The 25,137-nt window shown below is 61.1% G+C and carries 13 protein-coding genes; 6 read left to right on the top strand and 7 right to left on the bottom strand.

Annotated elements, in window-relative coordinates; translation table 11 throughout:
* Window positions 1-142 precede the first annotated feature (142 nt).
* Window positions 143-4,096 carry a trifunctional transcriptional regulator/proline dehydrogenase/L-glutamate gamma-semialdehyde dehydrogenase gene (gene putA, locus CGA22_RS12055; protein ID WP_041024596.1) on the bottom strand — a complete coding sequence of 1,318 codons (3,954 nt, stop codon included), beginning with the start codon at window positions 4,094-4,096 and terminating at the stop codon, window positions 143-145.
* A 458-nt stretch (window positions 4,097-4,554) separates the two neighbouring features.
* On the opposite strand from putA, the gene putP reads away from it, so the two are divergent.
* On the top strand, window positions 4,555-6,039 hold the full coding sequence (gene putP / locus CGA22_RS12050) for a sodium/proline symporter PutP (RefSeq protein WP_041024597.1): 1,485 nt from the start codon (window positions 4,555-4,557) through the stop codon (window positions 6,037-6,039).
* Between the two features lie 147 nt (window positions 6,040-6,186).
* On the opposite strand, the gene CGA22_RS12045 is transcribed toward putP, so the two are convergent.
* Window positions 6,187-6,681 (bottom strand): DUF2165 family protein, encoded by a 495-nt coding sequence (locus CGA22_RS12045; RefSeq protein ID WP_041024598.1) that lies wholly within the window; start codon window positions 6,679-6,681, stop codon window positions 6,187-6,189.
* A gap of 262 nt (window positions 6,682-6,943) precedes the next feature.
* Here CGA22_RS12045 and CGA22_RS12040 point away from each other — a divergent pair, with 262 nt between their 5' ends.
* The 3 genes from CGA22_RS12040 (at window position 6,944) to CGA22_RS12030 (ending at window position 10,653) form a co-directional block, all read left to right on the top strand.
* Window positions 6,944-9,001 (top strand): type VI secretion system tip protein VgrG, encoded by a 2,058-nt coding sequence (locus CGA22_RS12040; RefSeq protein WP_041024599.1) that lies wholly within the window; start codon window positions 6,944-6,946, stop codon window positions 8,999-9,001.
* Complete coding sequence (locus tag CGA22_RS12035; RefSeq protein ID WP_041024600.1) at window positions 8,998-9,729, top strand: DUF4123 domain-containing protein; 732 nt, start codon at window positions 8,998-9,000, stop codon at window positions 9,727-9,729. Before CGA22_RS12040 ends, CGA22_RS12035 begins: the two co-directional genes overlap by 4 nt.
* A gap of 84 nt (window positions 9,730-9,813) precedes the next feature.
* Window positions 9,814-10,653 (top strand): 23S rRNA (adenine(2030)-N(6))-methyltransferase RlmJ, encoded by an 840-nt coding sequence (locus tag CGA22_RS12030; RefSeq protein WP_041024601.1) that lies wholly within the window; start codon window positions 9,814-9,816, stop codon window positions 10,651-10,653.
* 144 nt (window positions 10,654-10,797) lie between these two features.
* On the opposite strand, the gene msrA is transcribed toward CGA22_RS12030, so the two are convergent.
* From msrA to aceE, 5 genes are all read right to left on the bottom strand, one after another.
* Window positions 10,798-11,445 carry a peptide-methionine (S)-S-oxide reductase MsrA gene (gene msrA / locus CGA22_RS12025; protein ID WP_041024603.1) on the bottom strand — a complete coding sequence of 216 codons (648 nt, stop codon included), beginning with the start codon at window positions 11,443-11,445 and terminating at the stop codon, window positions 10,798-10,800.
* Window positions 11,446-11,523: 78 nt separating this feature from the next.
* Window positions 11,524-14,217, bottom strand: a complete 2,694-nt coding sequence (locus CGA22_RS12020) for a putative bifunctional diguanylate cyclase/phosphodiesterase (protein ID WP_188258596.1) — start codon at window positions 14,215-14,217, stop codon at window positions 11,524-11,526.
* Window positions 14,218-14,410: 193 nt separating this feature from the next.
* Window positions 14,411-15,790 carry an alkaline phosphatase D family protein gene (locus CGA22_RS12015; protein ID WP_188258595.1) on the bottom strand — a complete coding sequence of 460 codons (1,380 nt, stop codon included), beginning with the start codon at window positions 15,788-15,790 and terminating at the stop codon, window positions 14,411-14,413.
* Between the two features lie 406 nt (window positions 15,791-16,196).
* Entirely contained in the window at window positions 16,197-17,837 is a 1,641-nt protein-coding gene (gene aceF / locus CGA22_RS12010; protein ID WP_188258594.1) for a dihydrolipoyllysine-residue acetyltransferase, read from the bottom strand.
* Between the two features lie 11 nt (window positions 17,838-17,848).
* Window positions 17,849-20,494 (bottom strand): pyruvate dehydrogenase (acetyl-transferring), homodimeric type, encoded by a 2,646-nt coding sequence (aceE, locus tag CGA22_RS12005; RefSeq protein ID WP_041024263.1) that lies wholly within the window; start codon window positions 20,492-20,494, stop codon window positions 17,849-17,851.
* A gap of 382 nt (window positions 20,495-20,876) precedes the next feature.
* Here aceE and glnE point away from each other — a divergent pair, with 382 nt between their 5' ends.
* Together glnE and waaF are read left to right on the top strand one after the other, a co-directional pair.
* Window positions 20,877-23,816, top strand: coding sequence for a bifunctional [glutamate--ammonia ligase]-adenylyl-L-tyrosine phosphorylase/[glutamate--ammonia-ligase] adenylyltransferase (gene glnE, locus CGA22_RS12000; protein ID WP_188258593.1), 2,940 nt, complete (start codon window positions 20,877-20,879; stop codon window positions 23,814-23,816).
* 286 nt (window positions 23,817-24,102) lie between these two features.
* Window positions 24,103-25,137 carry a lipopolysaccharide heptosyltransferase II gene (waaF, locus tag CGA22_RS11995; RefSeq protein WP_041022660.1) on the top strand — a complete coding sequence of 345 codons (1,035 nt, stop codon included), beginning with the start codon at window positions 24,103-24,105 and terminating at the stop codon, window positions 25,135-25,137.

Raw genomic sequence — 25,137 nt, 5'->3', positions numbered from 1 at the left:
GTCTAGAACCGGGAATAGAGGCTGAACAGGATGATTGATGGGGGTGATAGAGCAGCACAAGCTTCAAGCGGCAAGCTTCAAGTAAGAGCAGGACTGCTTTGGCTCTTACTTGCCGCTTGCCGCTTGAAACTCGCCGCTGCGTTTAGCCGATGGTCATCAGGCTGGCATTACCGCCCGCCGCAGCGGTGTTGACGCTCAACGCCCGCTCGATCACCAGGCGTTCCAGCGCGATGCCGGTTTCGCCCTGGGACAGGCCATGGACCCCGACGATGGCGCCGGCGCGCTTGGCCACTTGCTGGCAAACACTGCGCAGTTGATCCGAGTCGCCGTGATGCAGGACGGCGTCGTACACCACATCGTCCTTGGTCCAATCGGAAACCCGCTGGATGCGTGCTTGAATATCCTTCGGCAAGCGTGCGAACAAGGCCTTGCTCGTGTCGGTTTCCGGCCATACGGCCGAGCCACCCACGGCCAGTACGGCAGCCAGTTGCGTCAGCAGATCGCCTTCGACGTCGGCCAGGCACAGCACGTGCTCGCGTGGCAGGATGGCGTAGCTGTTGCGTTCGCCGGTCGGGCCGGTCAGCTGGCGGGTGATACCGCTTTGCGACTGGGCCGCGAATTGCACGCACAGGGCGCTCAGCTCGGCAAGCTTCTGGCTGTCGGCCCAGGCTTGCAGGGCGGTCAGCGGTTTGCTCATGGCTTCACGCAAGCGCACGTCCGGTGCGCTGACGGCATCGCCACGGACGAAGGACTGCTGGATCGCATCGGTAGGACGTGTCGACAGCAAACGGTACAGGTACAACGGACCACCGGCTTTCGGACCGGTGCCCGACAAACCTTCGCCACCGAACGGCTGGACACCAACCACGGCACCGACAATGTTGCGGTTCACGTAGACGTTGCCGGCATGGACGTTGTCGATCACCTTGGCGATGGTTTCGTCGATACGGGTGTGCACGCCCAGGGTCAGGCCATAGCCGGAGGCATTGATCTGGTTGATCAACTGGTCCAGTTCCTTGCGCTTGTAGCGCACCACGTGCAGCACCGGACCAAAGATCTCGCGTTGCAGTTCATCGAAGCTTTCCAGCTCGATAAGGGTTGGCATCACGAAGGTGCCGCGCTTGCACTCGTCGCTGTCGGCGATAGCCATCTGGTACACGGTACGACCTTTGTCGCGCATGGCCTGGATGTGCTTCTCGATGCCGGCCTTGGCTTCGGCGTCGATCACCGGACCGATGTCGACGGACAGGCGCTCGGGATTGCCGAGGCGCGATTCAGCCATGGCGCCCTTGAGCATTTCGATGACACGGTCTGCGGAATCTTCCTGCAAGCACAGGACTCGCAGGGCCGAGCAGCGTTGACCGGCGCTGTCGAAGGCCGACGACACGACGTCGATCACTACCTGTTCGGTCAGCGCCGAGGAGTCGACGATCATGGCGTTCTGGCCGCCGGTTTCGGCGATCAGCGGGATCGGGCGACCCTGGTTATCCAGGCGGCCGGCGATATTGCGTTGCAGCAGGCGGGCGACTTCGGTGGAGCCGGTGAACATCACACCCTTGACCCGCTCGTCGCCCACCAATCGGGCGCCGACGGTTTCGCCACGGCCCGGCAGCAGTTGCAGCACACCTTCCGGGATGCCGGCTTCGAGCATCAGACGCACGGCTTGGGCGGCAACCAACGGCGTTTGTTCGGCCGGCTTGGCCAGTACCGGGTTGCCGGCGGCCAACGCGGCGGCGACCTGGCCGCTGAAGATTGCCAGGGGGAAGTTCCACGGGCTGATGCAGACCACAGGGCCCAGCGGGCGGTGGGCATCGTTGGTGAAATCGTTGCGTGCCTGCACTGCGTAGTAGCGCAGGAAGTCCACCGCTTCACGGACCTCGGCGATGGCGTTGGCGAAGGTCTTGCCGGCTTCACGGGCCAGCAGGCCCATCAGTGGCTGGATCTCGCCTTCCATCAGGTCGGCGGCACGCTCGAGGATCGCAGCGCGCTCTGCCGGCGGCGTGGCTTGCCAGATCGGTGCGGCGTTGAGGGCGCACTGGATGGCGTTGTCGACGTCTGCCACCGTGGCTTCCTGCACCTGGCCGACCACGTCGCGGTGGTCGGATGGGTTCAGTACCGGGGTCGGGGTTTCTTCACTGGCGGCGCAACCGAGGATCGGCGCGGCTTTCCATTCGTTATGAGCGGTCGCCAGCAGGGCGCAGGACAGCGAGGCCAGGCGATGTTCGTTGGCCATGTCGATGCCGCTGGAGTTGGCGCGTTCGCTGCCGTACAGGTCGCGCGGCAGTGGAATACGTGGGTGCGGCAGGCCGAAACCGCCTTCCAGGGTCGCCATCTGCTCGATGCTGGCGACCGGGTCGGCCACCAGTTCCTGGATGGAAATCGACTGGTCGGCGATGCGGTTGACGAACGAGGTGTTGGCGCCGTTTTCCAGCAAGCGACGAACCAGGTAGGCCAACAGCGTTTCGTGGGTACCGACCGGTGCGTACACGCGGCACGGACGGTTCAGCTTGCCTTCGGATACCTTGCCTACAACCTGTTCGTACAGTGGTTCGCCCATGCCGTGCAGGCACTGGAATTCGTACTGGCCCGGGTAATAGTTCTGACCGGCGATGTGATAGATGGCCGACAGCGTATGGGCGTTGTGTGTCGCGAACTGCGGGTAGATGACTTCCGGTACCGACAGCAGTTTGCGCGCGCAAGCGATGTAGGAAACGTCGGTGTACACCTTGCGGGTGTACACCGGATAGCCTTCCAGGCCTTCGACCTGGGCACGTTTGATCTCGCTGTCCCAGTAGGCGCCTTTTACCAGGCGAATCATCAAGCGGTGGCGGCTGCGGCGGGCCAGGTCGATGACGTAGTCGATCACATACGGGCAGCGCTTCTGGTACGCCTGGATGACGAAGCCGATGCCGTTCCAGCCGGTCAGCTTCGGCTCGAAGCACAGGCGCTCCAGCAGATCCAGGGACAGTTCGAGGCGGTCGGCTTCCTCGGCGTCGATGTTCAGGCCGATGTCGTATTGCTTGGCCAGCAGGGTCAGCGACAGCAGGCGCGGGTACAGCTCGTCCATGACGCGTTCGTACTGAGCGCGGCTGTAACGCGGATGCAGGGCCGACAGCTTGATGGAGATGCCAGGGCCTTCATAGATCCCGCGGCCGTGGGAGGCCTTGCCGATCGAATGGATGGCTTGTTCGTACGAGGCCAGGTATTTCTGGGCGTCATGTTCGGTGAGGGCGGCTTCACCCAGCATGTCGTAGGAATAGCGGAAACCCTTGGACTCGAATTTGCTGGCGTTGGCCAGGGCTTCGGCGATGGTTTCACCAGTGACGAACTGCTCGCCCATCAGGCGCATGGCCATGTCGACGCCCTTGCGGATCATCGGCTCGCCGCTTTTGCCGATGATACGGCTCAGGGACGATGTCAGGCCGGCTTCGTTGTGGGTGGCGACCAGTTTGCCTGTCAACAGCAGGCCCCAGGTCGCGGCATTGACGAACAGCGACGGGCTGTTGCCCAGGTGCGGCTGCCAGTTGCCGGTGCTGATCTTGTCGCGGATCAACGCATCGCGTGTGCCTTTGTCCGGGATACGCAGCAGTGCCTCGGCCAGGCACATCAGCGCCACGCCTTCCTGGGATGACAGGGAGAACTCCTGCAACAGACCCTGGACAATACCGGCGCGACCGCCGGCACTCTTCTGGTTGCGCAGCTTTTCCGCAATCGACGCCGCCAGCTTGTTGGTGGCTTCGGCCATTTCGGCCGGCAGGCGAGCCTGTTCGATCAGCATCGGCACCACTTCCGGCTCAGGGCGGCGGTAAGCGGCGGTGATGGAGGCGCGCAGCACCGATTGCGGCAGGATGCTCTCGGCAAATTCCAGGAAACACTGGTGGGCGTGGTCGACCTGGACATCGCCAGCGTCGTCGCCCTCTGCGCGGACCGAGCCGTTCAGCTCCGTCAGGGTTGCACCACCCTCGAGTTTCTCCAGGTAATTGAAAATTGCCTGCTTGATCAGCCAGTGAGGCGTGCGATCAATCGAGGTTGCGGCCGCCTTGAGGCGTTCGCGGGTCGGGTCATCGAGTTTGACCCCAAGGGTGGTGGTAGCCATATTTTTATCCTCATGTTTACCACGTACGGCGTGGTATCAGCTGGCGCAAGATTAGCTGTGAGCTGATTGAGGTGCAACCGGGTGCAACCCTTTTTTTGACGAAATATCAGGCAGTCCGTCAGGAATAAAACCGCGGCACGTCTATCTCGCCCTGCCTTAGTGCTTTGGCTTCTATCCGGACCTGGTGGTCTGCACTAAAAGGGAGCAAAAAAACCGGTTTTTTCGAGAAAACCGATCAGGTGCAACTGATTTGAACGAAACTGGTTGCACCTTATTTCGTTTGTTGAATAGCATTCACGGCCAAGGTGCAACCGGATCCAAGCCGAGGGGCATCGGCTGATGGCTTTCCTGGGGAAACATCAGTCATAAATTCGCGGGCCTGCAAATCGTCGCCACACATCTGTTGTCGACGCTTTCTACTGCCACCGCTACATAAAAACAAAGCCAGGGCGTAACTCATGAGTGTTAGTAATCCCACCCTGATCACCTTCGTGATCTACATCGCAGCCATGGTCCTGATCGGCCTGATGGCTTATCGCTCCACCAACAACCTTTCCGATTACATCCTGGGCGGCCGCAGCCTGGGCAGCGTCGTGACCGCATTGTCCGCCGGTGCCTCGGACATGAGTGGCTGGTTGTTGATGGGCTTGCCCGGTGCCATCTATATGTCCGGCCTGTCGGAAAGCTGGATCGCCATCGGCCTGGTCATCGGTGCCTACCTGAACTGGCTGTTCGTCGCCGGGCGCCTGCGGGTGCAGACCGAGCATAACGGCGATGCGCTGACGCTGCCGGATTACTTCGCCAGCCGTTTCGAAGACAAGAGCGGCCTGCTGCGGATCATCTCCGCGGTGGTGATCCTGGTGTTCTTCACCATCTACTGTGCCTCCGGCATCGTGGCCGGTGCCCGCCTGTTCGAAAGTACTTTCGGCATGTCCTACGAGACCGCATTGTGGGCCGGTGCCGCAGCGACCATCGCCTACACCTTCGTGGGTGGTTTCCTGGCCGTGAGCTGGACCGATACGGTACAGGCCACCCTGATGATCTTCGCGCTGATCCTGACTCCGATCATCGTACTGCTGGCCACCGGCGGCGTGGACACCACGTTCCTGGCCATCGAGGCGAAAGACCCGACGTCGTTCGACATGCTGAAGAACACCACCTTCATCGGCATCATTTCGCTGATGGGCTGGGGCCTGGGCTACTTCGGCCAGCCGCACATCCTGGCGCGCTTCATGGCCGCTGATTCGGTCAAGTCCATCGCCAAGGCCCGTCGTATCTCCATGACCTGGATGATCCTGTGCCTGGGCGGCACCGTGGCCGTCGGCTTCTTCGGCATCGCGTACTTCTCTGCACATCCGGATGTGGCCGGCCCTGTGACCGAGAACCCGGAGCGCGTGTTCATCGAGTTGGCGAAGATCCTCTTCAACCCATGGATTGCCGGTGTGCTGCTGTCGGCCATCCTGGCAGCCGTGATGAGTACCTTGAGCTGCCAGTTGTTGGTGTGCTCCAGCGCCCTGACCGAAGACTTCTACAAGACCTTCCTGCGCAAGAGCGCTTCCCAGGTGGAACTGGTCTGGGTCGGTCGTGCCATGGTGCTGCTGGTGGCGTTGGTCGCCATTGCCCTGGCTGCCAACCCGAACAACCGTGTACTGGGTCTGGTGAGCTACGCCTGGGCCGGTTTCGGTGCCGCGTTCGGTCCTGTTGTCCTGATCTCCGTGATCTGGAAAAACATGACCCGTAACGGCGCATTGGCCGGGATCCTGGTGGGGGCAGTTACCGTGATCGTCTGGAAGCACTTCGAGCTGCTGGGCCTGTACGAAATCATCCCGGGCTTCATCTTCGCCAGCCTGGCCATCTACTTCGTCAGCAAGATGGGCACGCCTACCGCCGGTATGCTGCAGCGCTTCGAAGCGGCCGAAAAAGATTTTCGCCTGAACCAGTAAGTCTGTTCGGCGGGGCCCTGATGGCTCGCTGAAGGTTGTATCAAGAAACGGCCCGTCGCCAATGGAGACGGGCCGTTTTTTATTGCCCGATTTCCCGAGAACACTGCTAATTCGTGTGGGAGCGAGCTTGCTCGCGATAGCGGCAGCTCAGCTCCGATCCGCATCGGGTTGATTGAGAAAGATCAGCACCCCTAGCAGTGCCATGTAGAACCTGAACGCCGCATCCTGGCCATTCCAGATTTCTGATTGCCACATCAGAAACCATTCGCCACCGATGACCATGAAACCAAAGAACCAGACGAAGAATCCCACTGTCAGGCCGGTGATAGCCCAGCGTTTGGCCTGCGCGAAAACCCTGCCGTCAGCCCGGCGTGCTACCCACAGCTTCAGGGCGCCGTAGCCCAGCAGCCCGGCCGTGAGCGCTTCGCCGAGAATGATCAGCCAGTAGGCTCCATGCCACAGCCATGGTTGGGCGATGGCGCGATAACGAGCGGCGTTGTCCGGGAAGGTGGTGTCCATGCTCAACACATGCTGGACGAAGTTGAAATTGGAGCGATAGTCCGTGACGTTGTTGAACACCGTCAGGAAGGCGAATGCGGCGAGTGCCAGGGTCATTGCGATTTTTGCGTAACGAGCCGTCATGGGTGCGTCCTTTGCTTTTTGCGACAAAGGCACGTTATCACGCCGACATGAAGTACCGAGGGCCGGCATGATGTAAGAAAGCGCTGATTCATCTGTGCGACGGCTGGTGGTGAAACAGAAAGTGTCTATCGGAAAATACAGCGCGCTTTTGCGGCTTTTATCGCCCTGCTTGTAAGGCAAATCTGTTTTTCATGGCCCCCCATCAACTCTCCGCATGGCTCATGCAGAATCCCCCGCCTTTCATTCTGCTGAGATACATCGGATGTTCTCGCCTGCCAACCAACCGCGTTTCACCCTGACGCTCGACAGCGGGCCGAATGAACTCAAGGTGCTTGAGTTCACGGGCCAGGAAACCATCAGCCAACCTTATCGCTTCGACCTGGAACTGGTGAGTGAACGAGCGGACCTGGCATTGGAAACCCTGCTGCATCGCCAGGCCTACCTGACCTTCGATCAACAGGGGCGTGGCATCCATGGCCAGGTCTACAGCGTAGCCCAGGGTGATTCGGGCAAGCGCCTGACCCGCTACCAGATCAGCCTGGTGCCGCGTCTGGCGTATCTGCGTCACCGCATCAACCGGCGGATTTTCCAGCACTTGAGTGTGCCGTCGATCATTACGCGGGTCTTGAAGGACCATGGCATCCATGGCGATGCGTTTCAGTTCAGTCTCGGCGGGCAATATCCCGAGCGGGAATACTGTGTGCAATACGGTGAAAGTGATCTGGCATTCATCGAGCGGATCTGTGCCGAGGTCGGTATTCATTACCACTTCCGCCACCGCCCTGACGGCCACCTGTTGGTCTTCGGTGACGACCAGACGGTGTTCCCCCGTTTGCCCGAGTCGACGCGGTATCTGCCAGGCAGTGGCATGGCCGCCGGGGAGCCGGCGATCGAGCGGCTGGCTGTTCGACTCCAGACCCGGACCAGCGTCGTGACACTGAGCGACTACGATTTCCGTAACCCCGGCCTGTCCTTGCAAACCAGCCTCGATAGCCAGCAGCAACCCGTGCTGGAAGACTATCGCTATCCCGGTCTTTTTTCCGACCGTGAGCAGGGTCGGTACCTGACCCGGCGCGCCCTGGAGCGGCATGGCGCTGATTTCCGCCTGGCCGAAGGGCGTAGCGACCAATGCGCCCTCGTCAGTGGGCATTTCATGCAAATCGATGGGCACCCGCGGGCACAGTGGAACGACCTGTGGCTCCTGACCCAGATCACCCACCGCGGTCGCCAGCCGCAAGTGCTGGAGGACATGGTCACGGATGGCGAGGATGAGTTCCAGGGCTACAGCAATACCTTTCTGGCGATGCCGTGGGACGTTTTCTTTCGTCCGCCGCTGCTTCAAGAGAAACCTCCCGCCCACGGCTATCAGCCTGCGGTGGTGAGCGGGCCTGTCGACAGTGAAATTCATTGCGACGAGTTCGGCCGGATCAAGGTGCACATGATCTGGGACCGCGACGGCAAGCGTGACGAACATTCGAGTTGCTGGCTGCGGGTGGCCACCGGCTGGGTCCATGATCGATATGGCGGTGTGATGATTCCCAGGGTCGGCATGGAGGTGCTGGTGGGTTTCATGGATGGCGATGTGGACAAGCCACTGGTGGTGGGTTGCTTGCCCAACGGTGCCAACCCTTTACCGCTGGACTTGCCGGCGGATAAGACCCGCAGCATATTGCGCAGCCAGAGCAGCCCCGGCGGGGGCGGTTATAACGAGTTGCGCATCGAGGATCGCAAGGGGGCCGAGGAAATCTACCTGCGGGCCCAGCGAAACTGGACCCAGCATGTGCTCCATGACCAGCGTGTGCAGGTCGATCACGAGCGCAGCGTCGTCGTTTCCGGCACGGCGCGGCATGAGCTCAAGGCCGAAGAATTGCGTATCACCCATGGGCGGCGCCAGGTCGAAGTCAGGCAGGACGATCATTTGGTGGTGACTGGCGAACGACACATTCGCGTGACCAGCCAGGCCTTCAGTGCGAGCCAGCATTTCCATGTCAGCGCTGGCCAGCAGATTGTGTTGGATGGCGGCGCCAGCGCCACCATCCAGGCCGGAGGGCACTGGATCAGCATCGGTGCGGGGGGGATTTTCAGCAGCGTGCCCATCGAGGTCGGGGGTGGGCCGATGGCGGCCACAAGCGCCGCGCCGGGTTCGCCGGGTCGCCCCGAAAAGCTTGTCGCCGCCGTGGCCGCTCCACTGTCGCTGGCGCAGATCCTCAGCCTGCAAGGCCAGGCACCGTTCTGCGAGGAATGTGAGCGGTGCAAGGATGGCGTCTGCACACCGTTGCCCGGGTTTTCCAGGCTGGCTGATATTCAGGAGCGTCCATGAGTACGGGTCAATCGCCCCACGCCTGGCTTCGGCAGCGCCCGTTGCAAGCGTCCGAACAGCTCTTCGCCATCTTCAGCAATGCCAGCAGCGCCATGCCGTTGGCGACCTGGAGACGCTCGACGACGTCGGGGCCCAGTCCGATCTGGGCGCAGACGCCTTATGCTGATTGGGATCCCGTCATGCCTTATGTTGGCGCGGTCGCTGTGGACAGTGTGTTTCTTCAATGGATCGCGACGACCGATTCGCTCGATTGGGGGTGGCTGGCGGTGTCTTCGGTGGCTCAGGAGGTTCTCGCCGAACATTTGCGTGGGCTCACCCAGGTATTGTTGCCTGGTGGCCAATCGGCTTTTTTTCGCTTCTGGGATGGACGTTTCGTGCTGCCCCTCCTGCAATCCGACGACGTCGATGCCGGACAGTTGCTGCCGGTCATCAGCCGTTGTCTGATCAACGGTCGGGCCTTGGAAATCGTGGGAAATGTTCAACGGCCACCACGAACTTTTCCCTGGTGGGAGGTGCCGGCCGCGCTGTTGAAAACGTTGGCGGGCGACACGACGGACGGCCTGCTGGACAACCTGCTCAGGTGGTTGGGCGAAGAGCATCCATACCTGTCCGAGCGGGTCCATGAGCGCATCCTGCGGCGCAAGGTTGCACATTTTCTTGAGGCGCATGGACCGGTTCATGGGGTAAAAGCGCAATTGCATGGGTACCTGATGCAAGAGCTCGGCTGAGCGGATGCCTGCGCCCGCTCGGCTGCGAAACCCTGACGTTCGACGCGCTTCGAGGTAAACTCGTCGCCCTTCGCAGGAGCCGCCATGAACTATCGCCACGCCTTCCACGCCGGCAATCACGCCGATGTGTTCAAACACCTGACCTTGACCCGCCTTATCGCGCTGATGGCGCGCAAGGAGCAGCCCTTTGCCTACCTCGATACCCATGCGGGCATCGGGTTGTATGACTTGCAGGGCGACCAGGCCAATCGTACCGGTGAATACCTGGAAGGCATCGCGCGCTTGTGGGGGCAGGACGATCTGCCGCCGCTGACCGCCGACTACATGAACGTGCTGCGCGAGATGAATCCGGACGGACAGTTGCGCTATTACCCGGGCTCACCGGAGCTGGCGCGGCGTCTGACGCGCCCGCAGGATCGGGTCTTGCTCAATGAAAAGCACCCTGAGGACGGTGTGCTGCTCAAGGACAACATGAAGGGTGATCGCCGTGTGGCGGTGCATCTGGGTGAAGGTTGGCATGTGCCCCGTGCCTTGCTGCCGGTGGCGGAAAAGCGCGGCTTGATGCTGATCGATCCGCCCTTCGAGAAGCTCGACGAAATGCAACGCTGCGCCGCCTCCCTCAAGGAGGCCATTGGCCGGATGCGTCAGACGGTGGCAGCGATCTGGTACCCGGTGAAGGATCAGCGGATGCTGCGTCGCTTTTACCAGGACCTGGCTGGCACGGGCGCGCCAAAGTTGTTGCGAGTGGAACTGCTGGTGCATCCGCTCGCCACGCCCGACAGCCTGAACGGCTCCGGCCTGGCGATTGCCAACCCGCCGTGGGGGCTGGAGGAGGAATTGCGTGAGTTGCTGCCGTGGCTGTCGAAAAAGCTCGGCCAGACCCAAGGTGGCTGGCAGATGGATTGGTTGATTGCCGAGAGTTGATCCGGCGAGTTCGATGCGGTCCGGCAGGACGCCATCGCGAGCAGGCTCGCTCCCACAGGGGATTGGTGGTGAACATGGATAGGGTGTTCACCCCGGAGCCGGGTGGGAGCGGGCTTGCTCGCGAAGCTTTCTGAGGTTGGAAAGTCAGATCGGGCAGGTCACGCCTGTCCCGCCAATCCCGCAGTACCCCTCAGGGTTCTTCGCCAGGTATTGTTGGTGGTAAGCCTCGGCATAGTAGAACGTCGGCGCTTCATCGATTTCGGTGGTGATTTCCCCGAGGCCGGCCTTGGTCAGTTCGGCCTGGAACACCGCTTTGCTCTTCTTCGCCGCTTCCAGTTGTTCGGGTTTGGTGCAATAGATCACCGAGCGATATTGAGTGCCGATGTCGTTGCCCTGGCGCATGCCCTGGGTCGGATTGTGCAGTTCCCAGAACATTGCCAGCAGTTCTTCGTAGCTGACCTTTTCCGGTTCGTAGACCACCAGCACCACTTCGCTGTGGCCGGTCAGGCCCGAACAGACCTCTTCGTAGGTCGGGTTGGGGGTGAAGCCGCCGGCGTAGCCTACTGAGGTGCTGTAGACCCCGTCACGCTGCCAGAAGCGACGTTCCGCGCCCCAGAAACAGCCCAGGCCGAAAATCGCGAACTCCACGTTGCCCGGAAACGGGCCGAGCAGCGGATTGCCGTTGACGAAGTGTTGATCCGGAACCTTGATCGGGGTTTCACGGCCAGGCAGAGCTTGTTCTTGAGTAGGGAGCACGTTTTTGTTCACCAGAATTTCCGAGCGCAGGGCCATCATCAGTCCTCTCAGTCAGATTGAGTTGAGCGAGCTCAAGCAATAAGACTGTCAGTGTGCCTGAGTGTTACAGCGCTGTCAGTCAATTGGACCGCGCGGGTAGCGCTTGAGCTTCTCGATCAGCTCAGCGCCTGGGATTGGCCGGTCGAACAGGTAGCCCTGGCCGACATCGCAGCGATGGCGGCGCAGGAAGGTCAGTTGCTGGGCGGTCTCGACCCCTTCGGCCACGACCTTGAGCTTCAGGTTGTGGGCCATGGCGATCACCGCGGAGGTGATTTCCATGTCGTCCTGGTTGTCCGGGATCTCATGGATGAAGCTGCGATCGATCTTGATGATGTCGATCGGGAATTTCTTCAGGTAGCTCAGGGACGAGTAACCGGTACCGAAGTCGTCCATGGCCAGGGTCAGGCCCAGGCGCTTGAGCTGGTCGAGTTGCAAGTGGGTGTCTTCGGTGGCTTCCAGCAGCAGGCCTTCGGTCAGCTCCAGCTCCAGTAGCCGTGCGGGCAGTTGTTCTTCCTTGAGGATGCTGGCGATCGAGGCGACCAGGTCCGGGTCGGAGAACTGCTTGGGCGACAGGTTGATCGCCACCTGCAGGTTGCCCAGGCCGGCGGCGGTCAATTGCTTGCTCATGCGGCAGGCCTGGCGGGCGATCCATTTGCCGATGGGGATGATCAGGCCGGTTTCTTCGGCCACGCTGATGAACTGGTCCGGTCGGATCATGCCTTTTTCCGGATGGTTCCAGCGCAGCAGCGCTTCCATGCCCAGCAGGCGGCCGCTGCGCAGGCACAGCTTGGGCTGGTAGAACACGTCGAGCTCGTTCTGGGTCAGCGCGCGGCGCAGGTTGTTTTCCACGAACAGTTTGTAGCTCGCCTCGGCGTTCAGCGCTTCGGTGAAGACCTGGACCTGATGCTTACCGTTGGCCTTGGCCTTGTGCAGGGCGAGCCCGGCGTTGCGCATCAGGGTCTGCGGGTCGCGGCCATGCAGCGGGGCGCAAGCCAGGCCCACGGAGCCGGTCACGCTGATCAGTTGGTTATCGACGAACATCGGTTTGTCGAGCGTCATCAGCAACTGGCTGGCGACCTGCTGCCCGGCCTCCAGGTCGGTGTCGTCCAGCAGCACGGCGAATTCATTACTGGCGAAGCGTGCCAGGCTGCCGCTGGGGCTCAGGCTGTTGCGCAGACGCCGGGCCAGGCTGATCAGCAGTTTGTCACCGGTCTGGTGACCGAGGCTGTCATTGATTCGCTTGAAGTTGTCGATGTCCACCAGCAGCAGGCTGATGGGCGAGTTGCTGTCCCGGGCGAAGCGTTCATCGAGGTTGCGAATGAACGCCGGGCGGTTGCCCAGGTTGGTCAGGTTGTCGGTGTAGGCCAGGCGTTCAATGCGCTGCTGGGCCAGTTTGGTCTGGGTGACGTCTTCGTAGATACCGATGTAGTGGGTCAGCTCGCGATTGTCGCCGTAGACCTTGGAAATCGATAGCTGGCCCCAGTAGGGTTCCAGGTTCTTGCGTCGGCTCTTGAACTCGCCTTGCCAGCTATTGCTCTGGGCCAGGGCCGAGGGCGCGTCGAACAGCAGCTCGCTGAGGTTTTCCAGGGCTGGCAGTTCGGACAGGCGTTGGCCGTGGACTTCCTCGGTGGTGTATTGGGTGATGGCGGTGAAGCTCGGGTTGACGTACTCCACCACGCCGTCACAGTTGACCAGCAGGAAGGCGTTGGCACTTTGCTCCACGGCACGCTGGAACAAGTGCAGGGCGCTGGTGGCAATGCGGCGGTTGTGGTTGTTGATGACCTGGGCGAACTGGTCCGCCAGTTCACCGGCAAAGGCTATCTCGTCCGACTGCCAGGCACGGGTGGCGCCCACTTGCTCCAGGCACAGCACGCCCACCACCTGACCGTCGATCCGCACGCTGGCATCGAGCATGGCGTTGACGTTGCGCGCACGCAGGCTTTCAGCCATTTCCCGGGTGCGTGGATCGCGTGTCGCGTTATGGGCATCGATGGCGCGGCAGGTCTGCAGCGCTTCCATGTAGTCGGGATACTCGTTGGCGTCAATCACGCCCGGCCGAAAGTATTCCTGGGAAGCGCGGTTATAGGCGGAAATCGGCACCAGTTTGCCGTCCTCCAGGTTCCAGATGCTGGCGCAATCGATCTGGTAGATGTCGCAGGCGCTGCGAGTGATGAGTTCAGCGGCTTCCAGCAAGGAATTATTGGCGCTGTAGCGCTGGCGCGTCAGCAGCAGGATGAGGTCCTGCTGGGCGCGCACGCGGTCCAGATGCTGAAGCTGTTCCTGCTGGGCGCGCTGGTTCAGCTCCAGGGCTATCTGCAGGCGCGAGTTCTGGGTTTCCAGATCCAGGGCCGGCATCGATGGCTCGCTTTGCAGCAAGCTGTCCACCGCCAGCAGATAGCCACGCAGCAGGTGGCGATTGTGCTGTTTGTACGCTTCACCCATTTCCAGCAGGTTCATGGGCCCCTTGGCGGTATGAAGCGTATAGCGGATCAGGTAATGCGGGGCCTGGGCCAGTTGCTCCTGAATGGCATCATGCAGTTGATAGCGTGCTTCAGGCTCCATCAGGCTGGCGTAGGGCGAGCTGACCAGCGAGCAAAGCTCAACCGCCGGCAGGCCGAAGTAACGTTCGCAATTGGGGTCGAGGAACAGCAGTGCCCAGCTCGCTTCATTCAGCCGCTCGAAACGCAGCATACCGAGCCGCGAGGGCACCGGTAACTGCGTCACTACCTCGGCCGCCATACGGCTGGCGGCATCGGGTTGGCTTTTCATGGGGAAACTCGCTTCGAGAATGCTGATCGCGCCGGGCTGACGCCCCTCGTTATCAAGGATTGCCGCAAGGTTGCATCATTGCGACACTGGCTGACAAGAGAGATGAAGGCTAAGTGCTATAAACCTTATCGGCAGAAAAGCGAATTTCTCCAGTCACCAGCCGATCAGAGGTCCTGGAGAGCAATACCGTTCGTCAGCGCAACGGGATATCGACCACCTGTAAAGGGTAACCGTCACGGTCGTGAAACGTCACGTGAATGCTCTGGGCCGCGACATGCAGGTGTGCGAAGTTGTCCTGGCTGATCACTGGGCCGGTCAGCTCATAGTGGTAGTCACCGTTTTCGGTCCGGGCCATGGGGGGCTTGAAAATAAAATTCGAGGCGACGGCATAAGGCAGCAGTTCGCTGTTGCAGAACGGCGAGGCGACGATGGTATGCACCTCGAAGTCGGAATCCTGGCTGTGACACAGTCGGCTGGTCATGGAGCCATGGACGTCACCGGATACGAAGATCACGTTTTTTATCCCGTGGCGACGAATGCACTCCAACAGTCGCAGGCGCTGTTGCGGGAAGGCCTGCCAGGCGTCGCCATCGTTGAGTGTGCGGTCGGGGTAGAACATGACGCTGGTCACGATGAATTTGACCCGGGCGGTGCTGTTCACCAGCCATTCGAGCAACGATTGCTCCTGCTCGACATCCAGGATGCGTCGGTCGGCTGCCGACAAGTTGCGTCGTGTCCGGCTGTCGGTGACGAACCATTCGATATCGCCGTGAGCGAACTGATACCAGTAGTGCGGCAACGATCTGCTCAATATGCCGTCGTTTGATAGTGCATGGGCCGGGCTATGGCTGGCTTGATAGAGGCCGTAGGCGCTCATGGCATTGGCGTAGAGAATGTCGTCGTCGACTTGTCGGTTGGCGGGCCAGTTGTCTTCGATTTCATGGTCATCGAGGATCATGTAGGTCGGTACGCTGGACATCAATTTACTGATGTGGGGCTGGGAAAAGACCGTGCGGTATTTGAACAGGATGTCGTTGTAGTTCCGGTCCGGGGCCACGATGTTCAGATCGTCGAGATAAACCTGGTCCCCCGCCATCAATACGCCGCTGATCGGTGGATTGGCCTGGTCCACGATGCGCTGGATGCCGGCGAACGTGCGGTCCCCGAGCTCTGGAAGCGAGGGAACGCCGGCGGTGATTCGCAGATACCGGCAAGAACCCACGATATAAGCGTGAGGAGTGCCAGCTTTCGCAGTCGGTGTGCGCAGCCGATAGATCTCCACGGGCCATTGTCGAGACACGTGCGGAGCGTGTTTGTGAGGCGCGGTGAACCATCCAGCCTGGTATTCGTAGGCGGTGCCGGCTTGCAGGTCCCTCATAACGATCACATCGGTCATGTCGCGATAGGCATGCAATTGAATGAAGTGTTCATTCGTCCACCCCGTATCGCCCTGGCGCCTGTAACGAAGCCCTGCGAATACCGGAAGCTTGGGGTCGTTGTTGCCGCGCAGGAATATTCGGGCGTGATCGCTCGTGGTGTGGCCGACAATTGGGCCGACGGTAGGTTTGAACATGTTCGAGTCCATTCGAAATGCAGCATTTTAAAAGTACTTGTGCGAGCAAAAAGTTGTCGCTGCGTGCCGATGCTAAAGCTCGACGCTGAATAAATACTGATAGGGAAGGGGACACAAGTTGTGGGTAATGACTGATAGATGACGTAGGAAAGGTCGCCTGCAAACGGCCTGATGCTTGTCAGTCAAGGCAGATAACCCTGTGGGAGCAAAGCTTGCTCGCGATCTGGGCGAGTTCAGTCGATAACGATATTGGCTGATCCACCGATATCGCGAGCAAGCTTTGCTCCCACAGGTTCTGGTGCGTTTATAGCGGGCAAAAAAAGCCCCGCCATCGGCGGGGTTGAGGTACGAGCGTGGCTCGGAAAACAGCGATCCGGAAGGCCCTCCGTGAGGAGGGCCGTCTGGCTTACAGCAGGATGGTGCGAATGTCGCCCAGCAGGTCGCTCAGACGCTTGGTGAAGCGTGCAGCGGCGGCGCCGTTGATCACCCGGTGATCGTAGGACAACGACAGCGGCAGCATCAGCTTGGGCTGGAAGGCTTTACCGTCCCAGACAGGCTGGATGGTGGCCTTGGACACACCCAGGATCGCCACTTCCGGCGCGTTGACGATCGGCGTGAAGCCGGTGCCGCCAATGTGGCCGAGGCTGGAGATCGTGAAGCAGGCGCCCTGCATGTCGTCTGCGGTGAGCTTCTTGCTCCGGGCTTTTTCGGCCAGGGCAGCGGCTTCGGCAGCCAGTTGCAGCAGGCTCTTCTGATCGACGTTGCGGATGACCGGTACCAGCAGGCCTTCCGGGGTGTCGACGGCGAAGCCGATGTGCACGTATTTCTTGCGGATCACAGCCTTGCCGCTTGGCGCCAGGGAGCTGTTGAAGTCCGGCAGTTCCTTGAGCAGGTGCGCACAGGCCTTGAGCAGCAACGGCAACACGGTCAGCTTCACGCCGGCCTTTTCAGCCACGGCTTTCTGTGCAACGCGGAAGGCTTCCAGCTCGGTGATGTCGGCCTGGTCGAACTGCGTCACGTGAGGGATGTTCAACCAGCTGCGGTGCAGGCTCGACGCGCCGATTTGCATCAGGCGGGTCATTGCCACTTCTTCGGTTTCGCCGAAGCGGCTGAAGTCCACTGCCGGGATCGGCGGGATGCCCGCGCCGCCGGTGGCGCCTTCGGCCGGTGCATTCTTGGCTTTCTGCATCATGGCCTTGACGTAGGCCTGCACGTCTTCCTTCAGCACGCGACCGTGTGGGCCGCTCGGGCCGACGGCGGACAGCTCGACACCGAACTCGCGGGCCAACTGACGTACCGCAGGGCCGGCGTGCACCTTGGCACCGCTTGGTGCAGGTGCTGCGGCAGGGGCTGGCGCGGCCTCGGCCTTGGCGGCAGGCGCGGCAGCCGGAGCCGGCGCGGCTTCAGCCTTGGCCGGTGCAGCAGCAGGTGCCGGCGCTGGAGCGGCAGGCGCGGCGGCGCCAGCCACTTTCAGCTTCAGGATCAGATCACCGGTGCCGACTTCGTCTTCCAGCTTGATTTCGACGCTTTCCACCACACCGGCAGCCGGCGATGGGATTTCCATGCTGGCCTTGTCGGATTCCAGGGTGATCAGCGACTGGTCGGCTTCGACGGTGTCGCCGACCTTGACCAGTACTTCGATGATCTTGGCCTTGCCCGACGAGCCGATGTCCGGAACATGGATGTCCTGGACCGTGGCAGCGGCCGGCGCAGCGGCTGGAGCCGGAGCGGCTGCGGCAGCCGGGGCGGCAGCAGGTTTTTCAGCCGGGGCCGGGGCAGCAGCAGGCGCCGCTGCTTCAGGCGCCGCAGCGGCGCCTTCGACTTCCAGCTCAAGCAGTTCATCGCCTTCTTTCAGGCGATCGCCCAGCTTCACTTTCAGACTCTTGATGACCCCGGCCTTCGGCGCAGGCACTTCCATGCTGGCCTTGTCCGATTCAAGCGTCAGGATGCTCTGGTCGGCTTCGATACGGTCGCCGACCTTCACAAACAGTTCAATTACTTCACCTTCACCGCTGCCGATGTCAGGTACGCGAATGAGTTCGCTCACGGAAATTCTCCTCAGCAGTCCAGTGGGTTGCGTTTTTCCGGATCGATGCCGAACTTGGCGATGGCTTCGGCCACCACTTTTGGTTCGATATCGCCACGGTCAGCCAGGGCTTCCAGGGCTGCCAACACAACGAACTTACGGTCGACTTCGAAGAAGTGACGCAGCTTCTTGCGGCTGTCGCTACGGCCGAAACCGTCGGTGCCCAGCACCTTGAATTCCTTGGAAGGAACCCACTGGCGGATCTGCTCGGCGAACAGCTTCATGTAGTCGGTGGACGCGATGACCGGACCTTTACGGCCGTTCAGGCATTCTTCGACGTAGCTCAGTTTCGGCTTCTGGCCAGGGTGCAGGCGGTTGCTGCGCTCTACGGCCAGGCCGTCGCGACGCAGTTCGTTGAAGCTGGTAACGCTCCAGACGTCGGCACCGATGTTGAACTCTTCACGCAGGATCTTCGCCGCTTCACGTACTTCGCGCAGGATGGTGCCGGAGCCCATCAGTTGGACGTGGTGCGCCGCTTCGCGGGTGTCTTCCTCGAGCAGGTACATGCCCTTGACGATGCCCGCCTCCACGCCGGCCGGCATGGCTGGCTGCTGGTAGGACTCGTTCATCACGGTGATGTAGTAGAAGACGTCCTGTTGCTCTTCGGTCATCTTCTTCATGCCGTCCTGGATGATCACCGCCAGCTCGTAGCCGTAGGTTGGATCGTAGGTGCGGCAGTTCGGGATGGTGCCGGCCAGCATGTGGCTGTGGCCGTCTTCGTGCTGCAGGCCTTCGCCGTTCAGCGTGGTCCGGCCAGCGGTGCCGCCGATCAGGAAGCCACGGGTACGGCTGTCGCCGGCCGCCCAGGCCAGGTCGCCGATCCGCTGGAAGCCGAACATCGAATAGAAGATGTAGAACGGCAGCATCGGCTGGTTGTGGCTGGAGTACGAAGTACCGGCGGCAATGAAGGAACTCATGGCGCCCGCTTCGTTGATGCCTTCCTCGAGGATCTGGCCTTTCTTGTCTTCGCGGTAGAACATCACCTGGTCTTTATCGACTGGCTCGTAGAGCTGGCCGACGGACGAGTAGATGCCCAACTGGCGGAACATGCCTTCCATACCGAAGGTACGGGCTTCGTCCGGGATGATCGGAACGATACGCGAACCGATTTCCTTGTCCTTGACCAGTTGCGCGAGGATCCGCACGAACGCCATGGTGGTGGAGATTTCACGGTCGCCCGAGCCGTCCAGGATCGCCTTGAGGGTTTCCAGTGGCGGAGTCGGAACGCTGAAGCTCTTGGCGCGACGCTGCGGTACGAAACCGCCCAGTGCGGCACGGCGCTCGGCCAGGTAACGGGCCTCGGCACTGCCTTCTTCCGGCTTGAAGAACGGCAGGTTTTCCAGCTCGCTGTCCTTCACTGGAATGTCGAAGCGATCGCGGAACAGCTTCAGGCTGTCGACATCGACTTTCTTGGTGTTGTGCGCGGTGTTCTTCGCTTCGCCGGCGCCGGTGCCATAACCCTTGATGGTCTTGGCCAGGATGACGGTTGGCTGCTCTTTGTGGTTGACCGCCTGGTGGTACGCCGCGTAGACCTTGTACGGGTCGTGACCACCACGGTTGAGTTTCCAGATCTCGTCGTCGGACAGATCGGCAACCATGGCCTTGAGTTCAGGCGAGTTGAAGAAGTGCTCGCGGACGAACGCGCCGTCCTTGGCCTTGTAGTTCTGGTACTCGCCGTCGATGACTTCGTCCATGCGACGTTGCAGGATACCGTCGACGTCCTTGGCCAGCAGTGGGTCCCAGAAACGGCCCCAGATGACCTTGTTGACGTTCCACTGGGCGCCACGGAACACGCCTTCGAGTTCCTGGATGATCTTGGCGTTGCCGCGAACCGGGCCGTCGAGGCGCTGCAGGTTGCAGTTGATGACGAAAATCAGGTTGTCCAGCTTCTCGCGGCCGGCCAGGGAGATTGCCCCCAGGGATTCCGGCTCGTCGCACTCGCCGTCACCCATGAAGCACCAGACTTTCTGCTTGCCCGGCTGGATGAAGCCACGGGCTTCCAGGTACTTCATGAAGCGCGCCTGGTAGATCGCCTGGATCGGGCCCAGACCCATCGAAACGGTCGGGAACTGCCAGAAATCAGGCATCAGCCAAGGGTGCGGGTACGAAGACAGGCCGTTGCCGTCCACTTCCTGGCGGAAGTTGTTCATCTGGTCTTCGGAGATACGACCTTCCATGAACGCACGGGCGTAGACGCCTGGCGATGCGTGACCCTGGAAGTAGATCAGGTCGCCGCCATGTTCGTCGGTCGGGGCCTGGAAGAAGTAGTTGAAACCGATGTCATACAGCGTCGCGCTGGAGGCGAAGCTGGAGATGTGACCGCCCAGGTCAGAATCTTTCAGGTTGGTGCGCATGACCATGGCCAACGCGTTCCAGCGCACCAGCGAGCGAATGCGGCGTTCCATGAACAGGTCGCCAGGCATGCGTGCTTCGTGGGTAACGGGGATCGTGTTGCGGTACGGCGTGGTGATGGCGTAGGGCAGTTGCGAACCGCTGCGGGTCGCGAGTTCACCCATACGGGTCATCAGATAATGAGCACGGTCTTCGCCTTCTTTGTCGAGAACCGATTCCAGGGCGTCCAGCCATTCCTGGGTTTCGACGGGATCGAGGTCTTGCATGGCTTGCTCCAGGGCGGAAAGGCTACCAGAATCGGTTGCCTGAGTTTGCGACTGGCCTTGTGGGCAGACGATATAAATTCTTGGATTGCCGAAGGTTGTTTCGGCGGCGTGTAGTTTTACTACAAATCGTCGGCTGTTTCAGCCTCTCGGATGTATAGACGAGTAGTAAAACTACACATGAAAGGCTTTTGGCCCCTCGTTTCGTTGTGAGAATAATCGTTACTGTTGGTCTTTTGCTAACTCGAACAGGTAAAAACTTGATGTCGGCTGCCAATAAAATCAGATTTTCAGCTATTTATCATCTTTGTTCGACAGTCAATCAGGTAGTGGCTTTTGAAAAAACACTACATCCAGCCTTTCCCGCGCCGATCAAGGATAGACCATGAGCCTGCCCCTGCTTGCCGAAATACCGGCAATTCTCCAGTCATTGGTCAGTCGTGCCGAGCAGTCGTTCCGTGCGGCGGTTGCGTTGCTGGACGACGACCTCGGACTGTCCAACTGGACGCCTGAGCGCTGGAAAGAGTTTCATCGCGTCGCGGCCGCCAGTGATTTTGTCATCGAGCAGAGCCTCCGCGAGCCGTCGATGCTACTGGAACTGGTGCGCAGTGGCGAACTGGACCGCAGTCTGGCCGCCGGCGAAATGTGCACGCAGATCGGCGCGGCGGTGCAGGCCGCCGAGAGCGAGGATGAACTGGGGCGTGTCCTGCGCCGCCAGCGTACCCGCCAACAAGTGCGAATCATCTGGCGCGATCTGAACCGCAAGGCCGATCTCGTCCAGACTTGTCGCGATCTCTCGGACATGGCCGATACCTGCATCGACCAGGCCTACCAATGGCTGTACCTGCGCCTTAGCCAGCAATTCGGCACGCCCACCGGCCGGCGCAGCGGCGCCGCGCAGCACATGGTCATCCTGGGCATGGGCAAGCTGGGCGCGGTGGAGTTGAACTTGTCGTCGGACATCGACCTGATCTTCGCCTACCCCGAGGGCGGCGAAACCGTTGGCGTTAAACGGCCGCTGGATAACCAGGAGTTCTTCATCCGCGTTGGCCAGCGTCTGATCAAGGCCTTGGACCCGATGACCGTCGATGGTTTCGTGTTCCGCGTCGACATGCGCCTGCGCCCCTACGGCTCGGCCGGTGCGCTGGTGCTGAGCTTCAACGCCTTGGAGCAGTATTACCAGGACCAGGGGCGCGACTGGGAACGCTACGCGATGATCAAGGCGCGTGTGGTGGCGGGCGACCAGGTGGCGGGCGCGCAGTTGCTCGACATGCTGCGTCCGTTCGTTTATCGCCGTTACCTGGATTTTTCCGCGATCGAAGCGCTGCGCACCATGAAGCAACTGATCCAGCAGGAAGTGCGGCGCAAAGGCATGGCTGACAACATCAAGCTGGGGTCGGGCGGTATCCGTGAAGTGGAGTTCATCGCCCAGGCGTTCCAACTGATTCACGGCGGGCGTGACCTGAGTCTGCAACAGCGGCCACTGCTGAAAGTGCTGGGCACCCTGGAAGGCCAAGGCTATCTGCCAGCCAAGGTGATCGACGAGCTGCGCCAGGGCTATGAATTCCTGCGGTATACCGAGCATGCGATTCAGGCCATCGCCGACCGCCAGACCCAGATGTTGCCGGACAGCCCCCAGGATCAGGCGCGCATTGCATTCATGCTGGGCTTTGCCGACTGGCCGGCGTTCCACGAGCAATTGATGTATTGGCGTGGACGCGTGGCCTGGCATTTTGGCCAGGTCATTGCTGATCCGGATGAAGAAGAGGGCAGCGAAAGCGAAGTGGTGGTGGGCGGTGAATGGTTGCCGCTGTGGGAAGACAGCCAGGATGAAGAGGCCGCGTGTCGCCAGTTGGAGGAAGGTGGTTTCGTCGACGCGCCCAAGGCGCTGAAGGCGTTGGCTGTCCTGCGCACCAGTCCGCAATTGCGTGCCATGCAGCGTCTGGGGCGTGAACGCCTGGATGCCTTCATTCCGCGCCTGCTGGCCCAGGCGGTGGAACATGCCGATCCAGACCTGGTGCTTGAGCGGGTTTTGCCCTTGGTGGAGGCGGTGGCCCGTCGTTCGGCTTATCTGGTGTTGCTGACGGAAAACCCCGGTGCTCTGCGGCGCTTGCTGACGCTGTGTGCGGCGAGCCCATGGATCGCCGAGCAGATCACCCGTTTCCCCTTGCTGCTGGATGAGTTGCTCAATGAAGGCCGTCTGTTCAAGCCGCCCTTGGCGCCGGAGCTGGCGGCGGAGTTGCGCGAGCGCCTGACGCGGATTCCCGAGGATGACCTGGAGCAACAGATGGAGGCCCTGCGGCATTTCAAATTGGCGCACCGGCTGCGGGTGGCCGCGTCGGAAATCGCCGGCAGCCTGCCGCTGATGAAGGTCAGCGACTACCTGACCTGGCTGGCCGAGGCGATTCTCGAGCAAGTCCTGGCCCTGGCCTGGCGCCAGACGGCGGCCAAGCATGGCGTACCGTCGCGCACGGACGGTAGCTTGTGCGATCCGGGCTTCATTATTGTCGGTTATGGAAAGGTCGGCGGCCTGGAGTTGGGGCATGGTTCCGATCTGGACCTGGTGTTCATTCACGATGGCGACCCTCAGGCGGAAACCGATGGGCCTAAACCCATCGACGGTGCACAGTTCTTCACCCGGCTCGGCCAACGAATCATCCATTTGCTGACGGCCCAGACCAACTCCGGGCAGCTATATGAAGTGGACATGCGCCTGCGGCCGTCCGGGGCGTCGGGGTTGCTGGTCAGTTCCCTTGGGGCGTTTGCCCGTTATCAGGAGAATGAAGCCTGGACCTGGGAGCACCAGGCGCTGGTGCGGGCCCGGGTGTTGGTGGGCAGCCAGGATGTGGGCCAGGCCTTCGAGAAGGTCCGGGCCCAGGTGCTGGGGCGCAAACGCGACCTGCCGACGTTGCGCCAGGAGGTCAGCGAGATGCGGGCCAAGATGCGCGATAACCTGGGTAGCAAAGCCACGGCCGCCGGGACTGCACCAAACGCTTTCGAGGCCACGGCACCCTTCGATCTCAAGCAGGACGCCGGAGGTATCGTCGATATTGAATTTATGGTGCAATACGCGGCCCTGGCGTGGTCCGAGGAACACCCATCGCTGGCGCGCTACACCGATAACATCCGCATCCTGGAGGGGTTGCAAGAGGTTGGCCTGATGCCACCCGAAGATGCCACCCTGCTGCGCGAGGCCTATAAAGCCTACCGCTCCGCCGCCCACCGCCAGGCCTTGCAGAAAGAGGCTGGGGTGATCACTGGCGACCAGTTTGTGGATGAGCGCCGACAGGTGCTGCGGATCTGGCGTGAGTTGGGGCTGAGCTGAGTATTGAATGTGCTGGCCTCATCGCGAGCAGGCTCGCTCCCACAATGGATTTGTGGAGTTTGATGCACTGGGGGTAGATGAAGGCCCCTGTGGGAGCGGGCTTGCTCGCGAAGACGGCGTGTCAGGCGACAGTGATGTTGGCTGTGCCGGCCTTATCGCGAGCAGGCTCGCTCCCACAATGGATTCGTGATGTGTTGTAGATTGAAGGCAGAAGGCAACGACCTGGGCCACAGTGATTCTCGAGGCGGGGAGGCGTAGGCCTCCCCGTATCGTTTTTGGAAAACACATGAATATTCTGATCGTTGGGCCCAGTTGGGTCGGTGACATGGTGATGGCGCAGACACTGTTCCAGTGTCTGAAACAGCTCCACCCGCAATGCGAGATCGACGTCCTGGCCCCCGAGTGGAGTCGGCCGATCCTGGAACGCATGCCGCAAGTACGCAAGGCCTTGAGCTTTCCGCTCGGTCACGGTGTGCTGGAGCTGGCGACCCGTCGGCGCATCGGCAAGTCCCTGGCCGGTCAATATGACCAGGCGATCCTGCTGCCCAACTCGTTGAAATCCGCATTGGTGCCGTTCTTTGCCGGCATCCCCAGGCGTACCGGCTGGCGCGGCGAATTCCGCTATGGCCTGCTCAATGATGTGCGCACGCTGGACAAAGATCGCTATCCGCTGATGATCGAGCGTTTCATGGCCCTGGCCTATGCGCCGGGTGCCGAATTGCCCAAGCCCTACCCACGCCCTGATCTGCAGATCGACCCGGTGACCCGCGAAGCCGCGCTGGCCAAGTTCGGCCTGAGCCTGGACCGTCCGGTGTTGGCGCTGTGTCCCGGTGCCGAGTTCGGTGAGTCCAAGCGCTGGCCGGCGGATCATTATGCTCAGGTGGCTGAAGCAAAAATCCGCGAAGGTTGGCAAGTCTGGCTGTTCGGCTCGAAAAACGATCACTCGGTGGGCGAAGACATCCGCTCGCGGCTGATTCCGGGTCTGCGGGAAGAGTCGGTAAACCTCAGTGGTGACACGTCCCTGGCGGAGGCCATCGACCTGTTGTCCTGCGCCGATTCGGTGGTGTCCAACGATTCCGGGCTGATGCACGTGGCCGCTGCCCTGAACCGCCCGTTGGTGGCTGTCTACGGCTCCACCTCGCCGGGCTTTACGCCACCGCTGGCCGATAAGGTCGAAGTCGTGCGCCTGGGCATCGAGTGCAGCCCGTGCTTCGACCGTACCTGTCGCTTCGGTCATTACAATTGCCTGCGTCAGCTCATGCCGCTGTCGGTGAACGATGCCCTGGCACGTTTGCAGGGCACCCCCGTGGAGGTCCGGTAA

Source organism: Pseudomonas sp. PSB18 (assembly GCF_014596565.1).
Taxonomy (GTDB): Bacteria; Pseudomonadota; Gammaproteobacteria; order Pseudomonadales; family Pseudomonadaceae; genus Aquipseudomonas.
The sequence above is the reverse complement of the archived record's forward strand: the minus strand, read 5'-3'. Positions and strand labels throughout refer to the sequence as shown.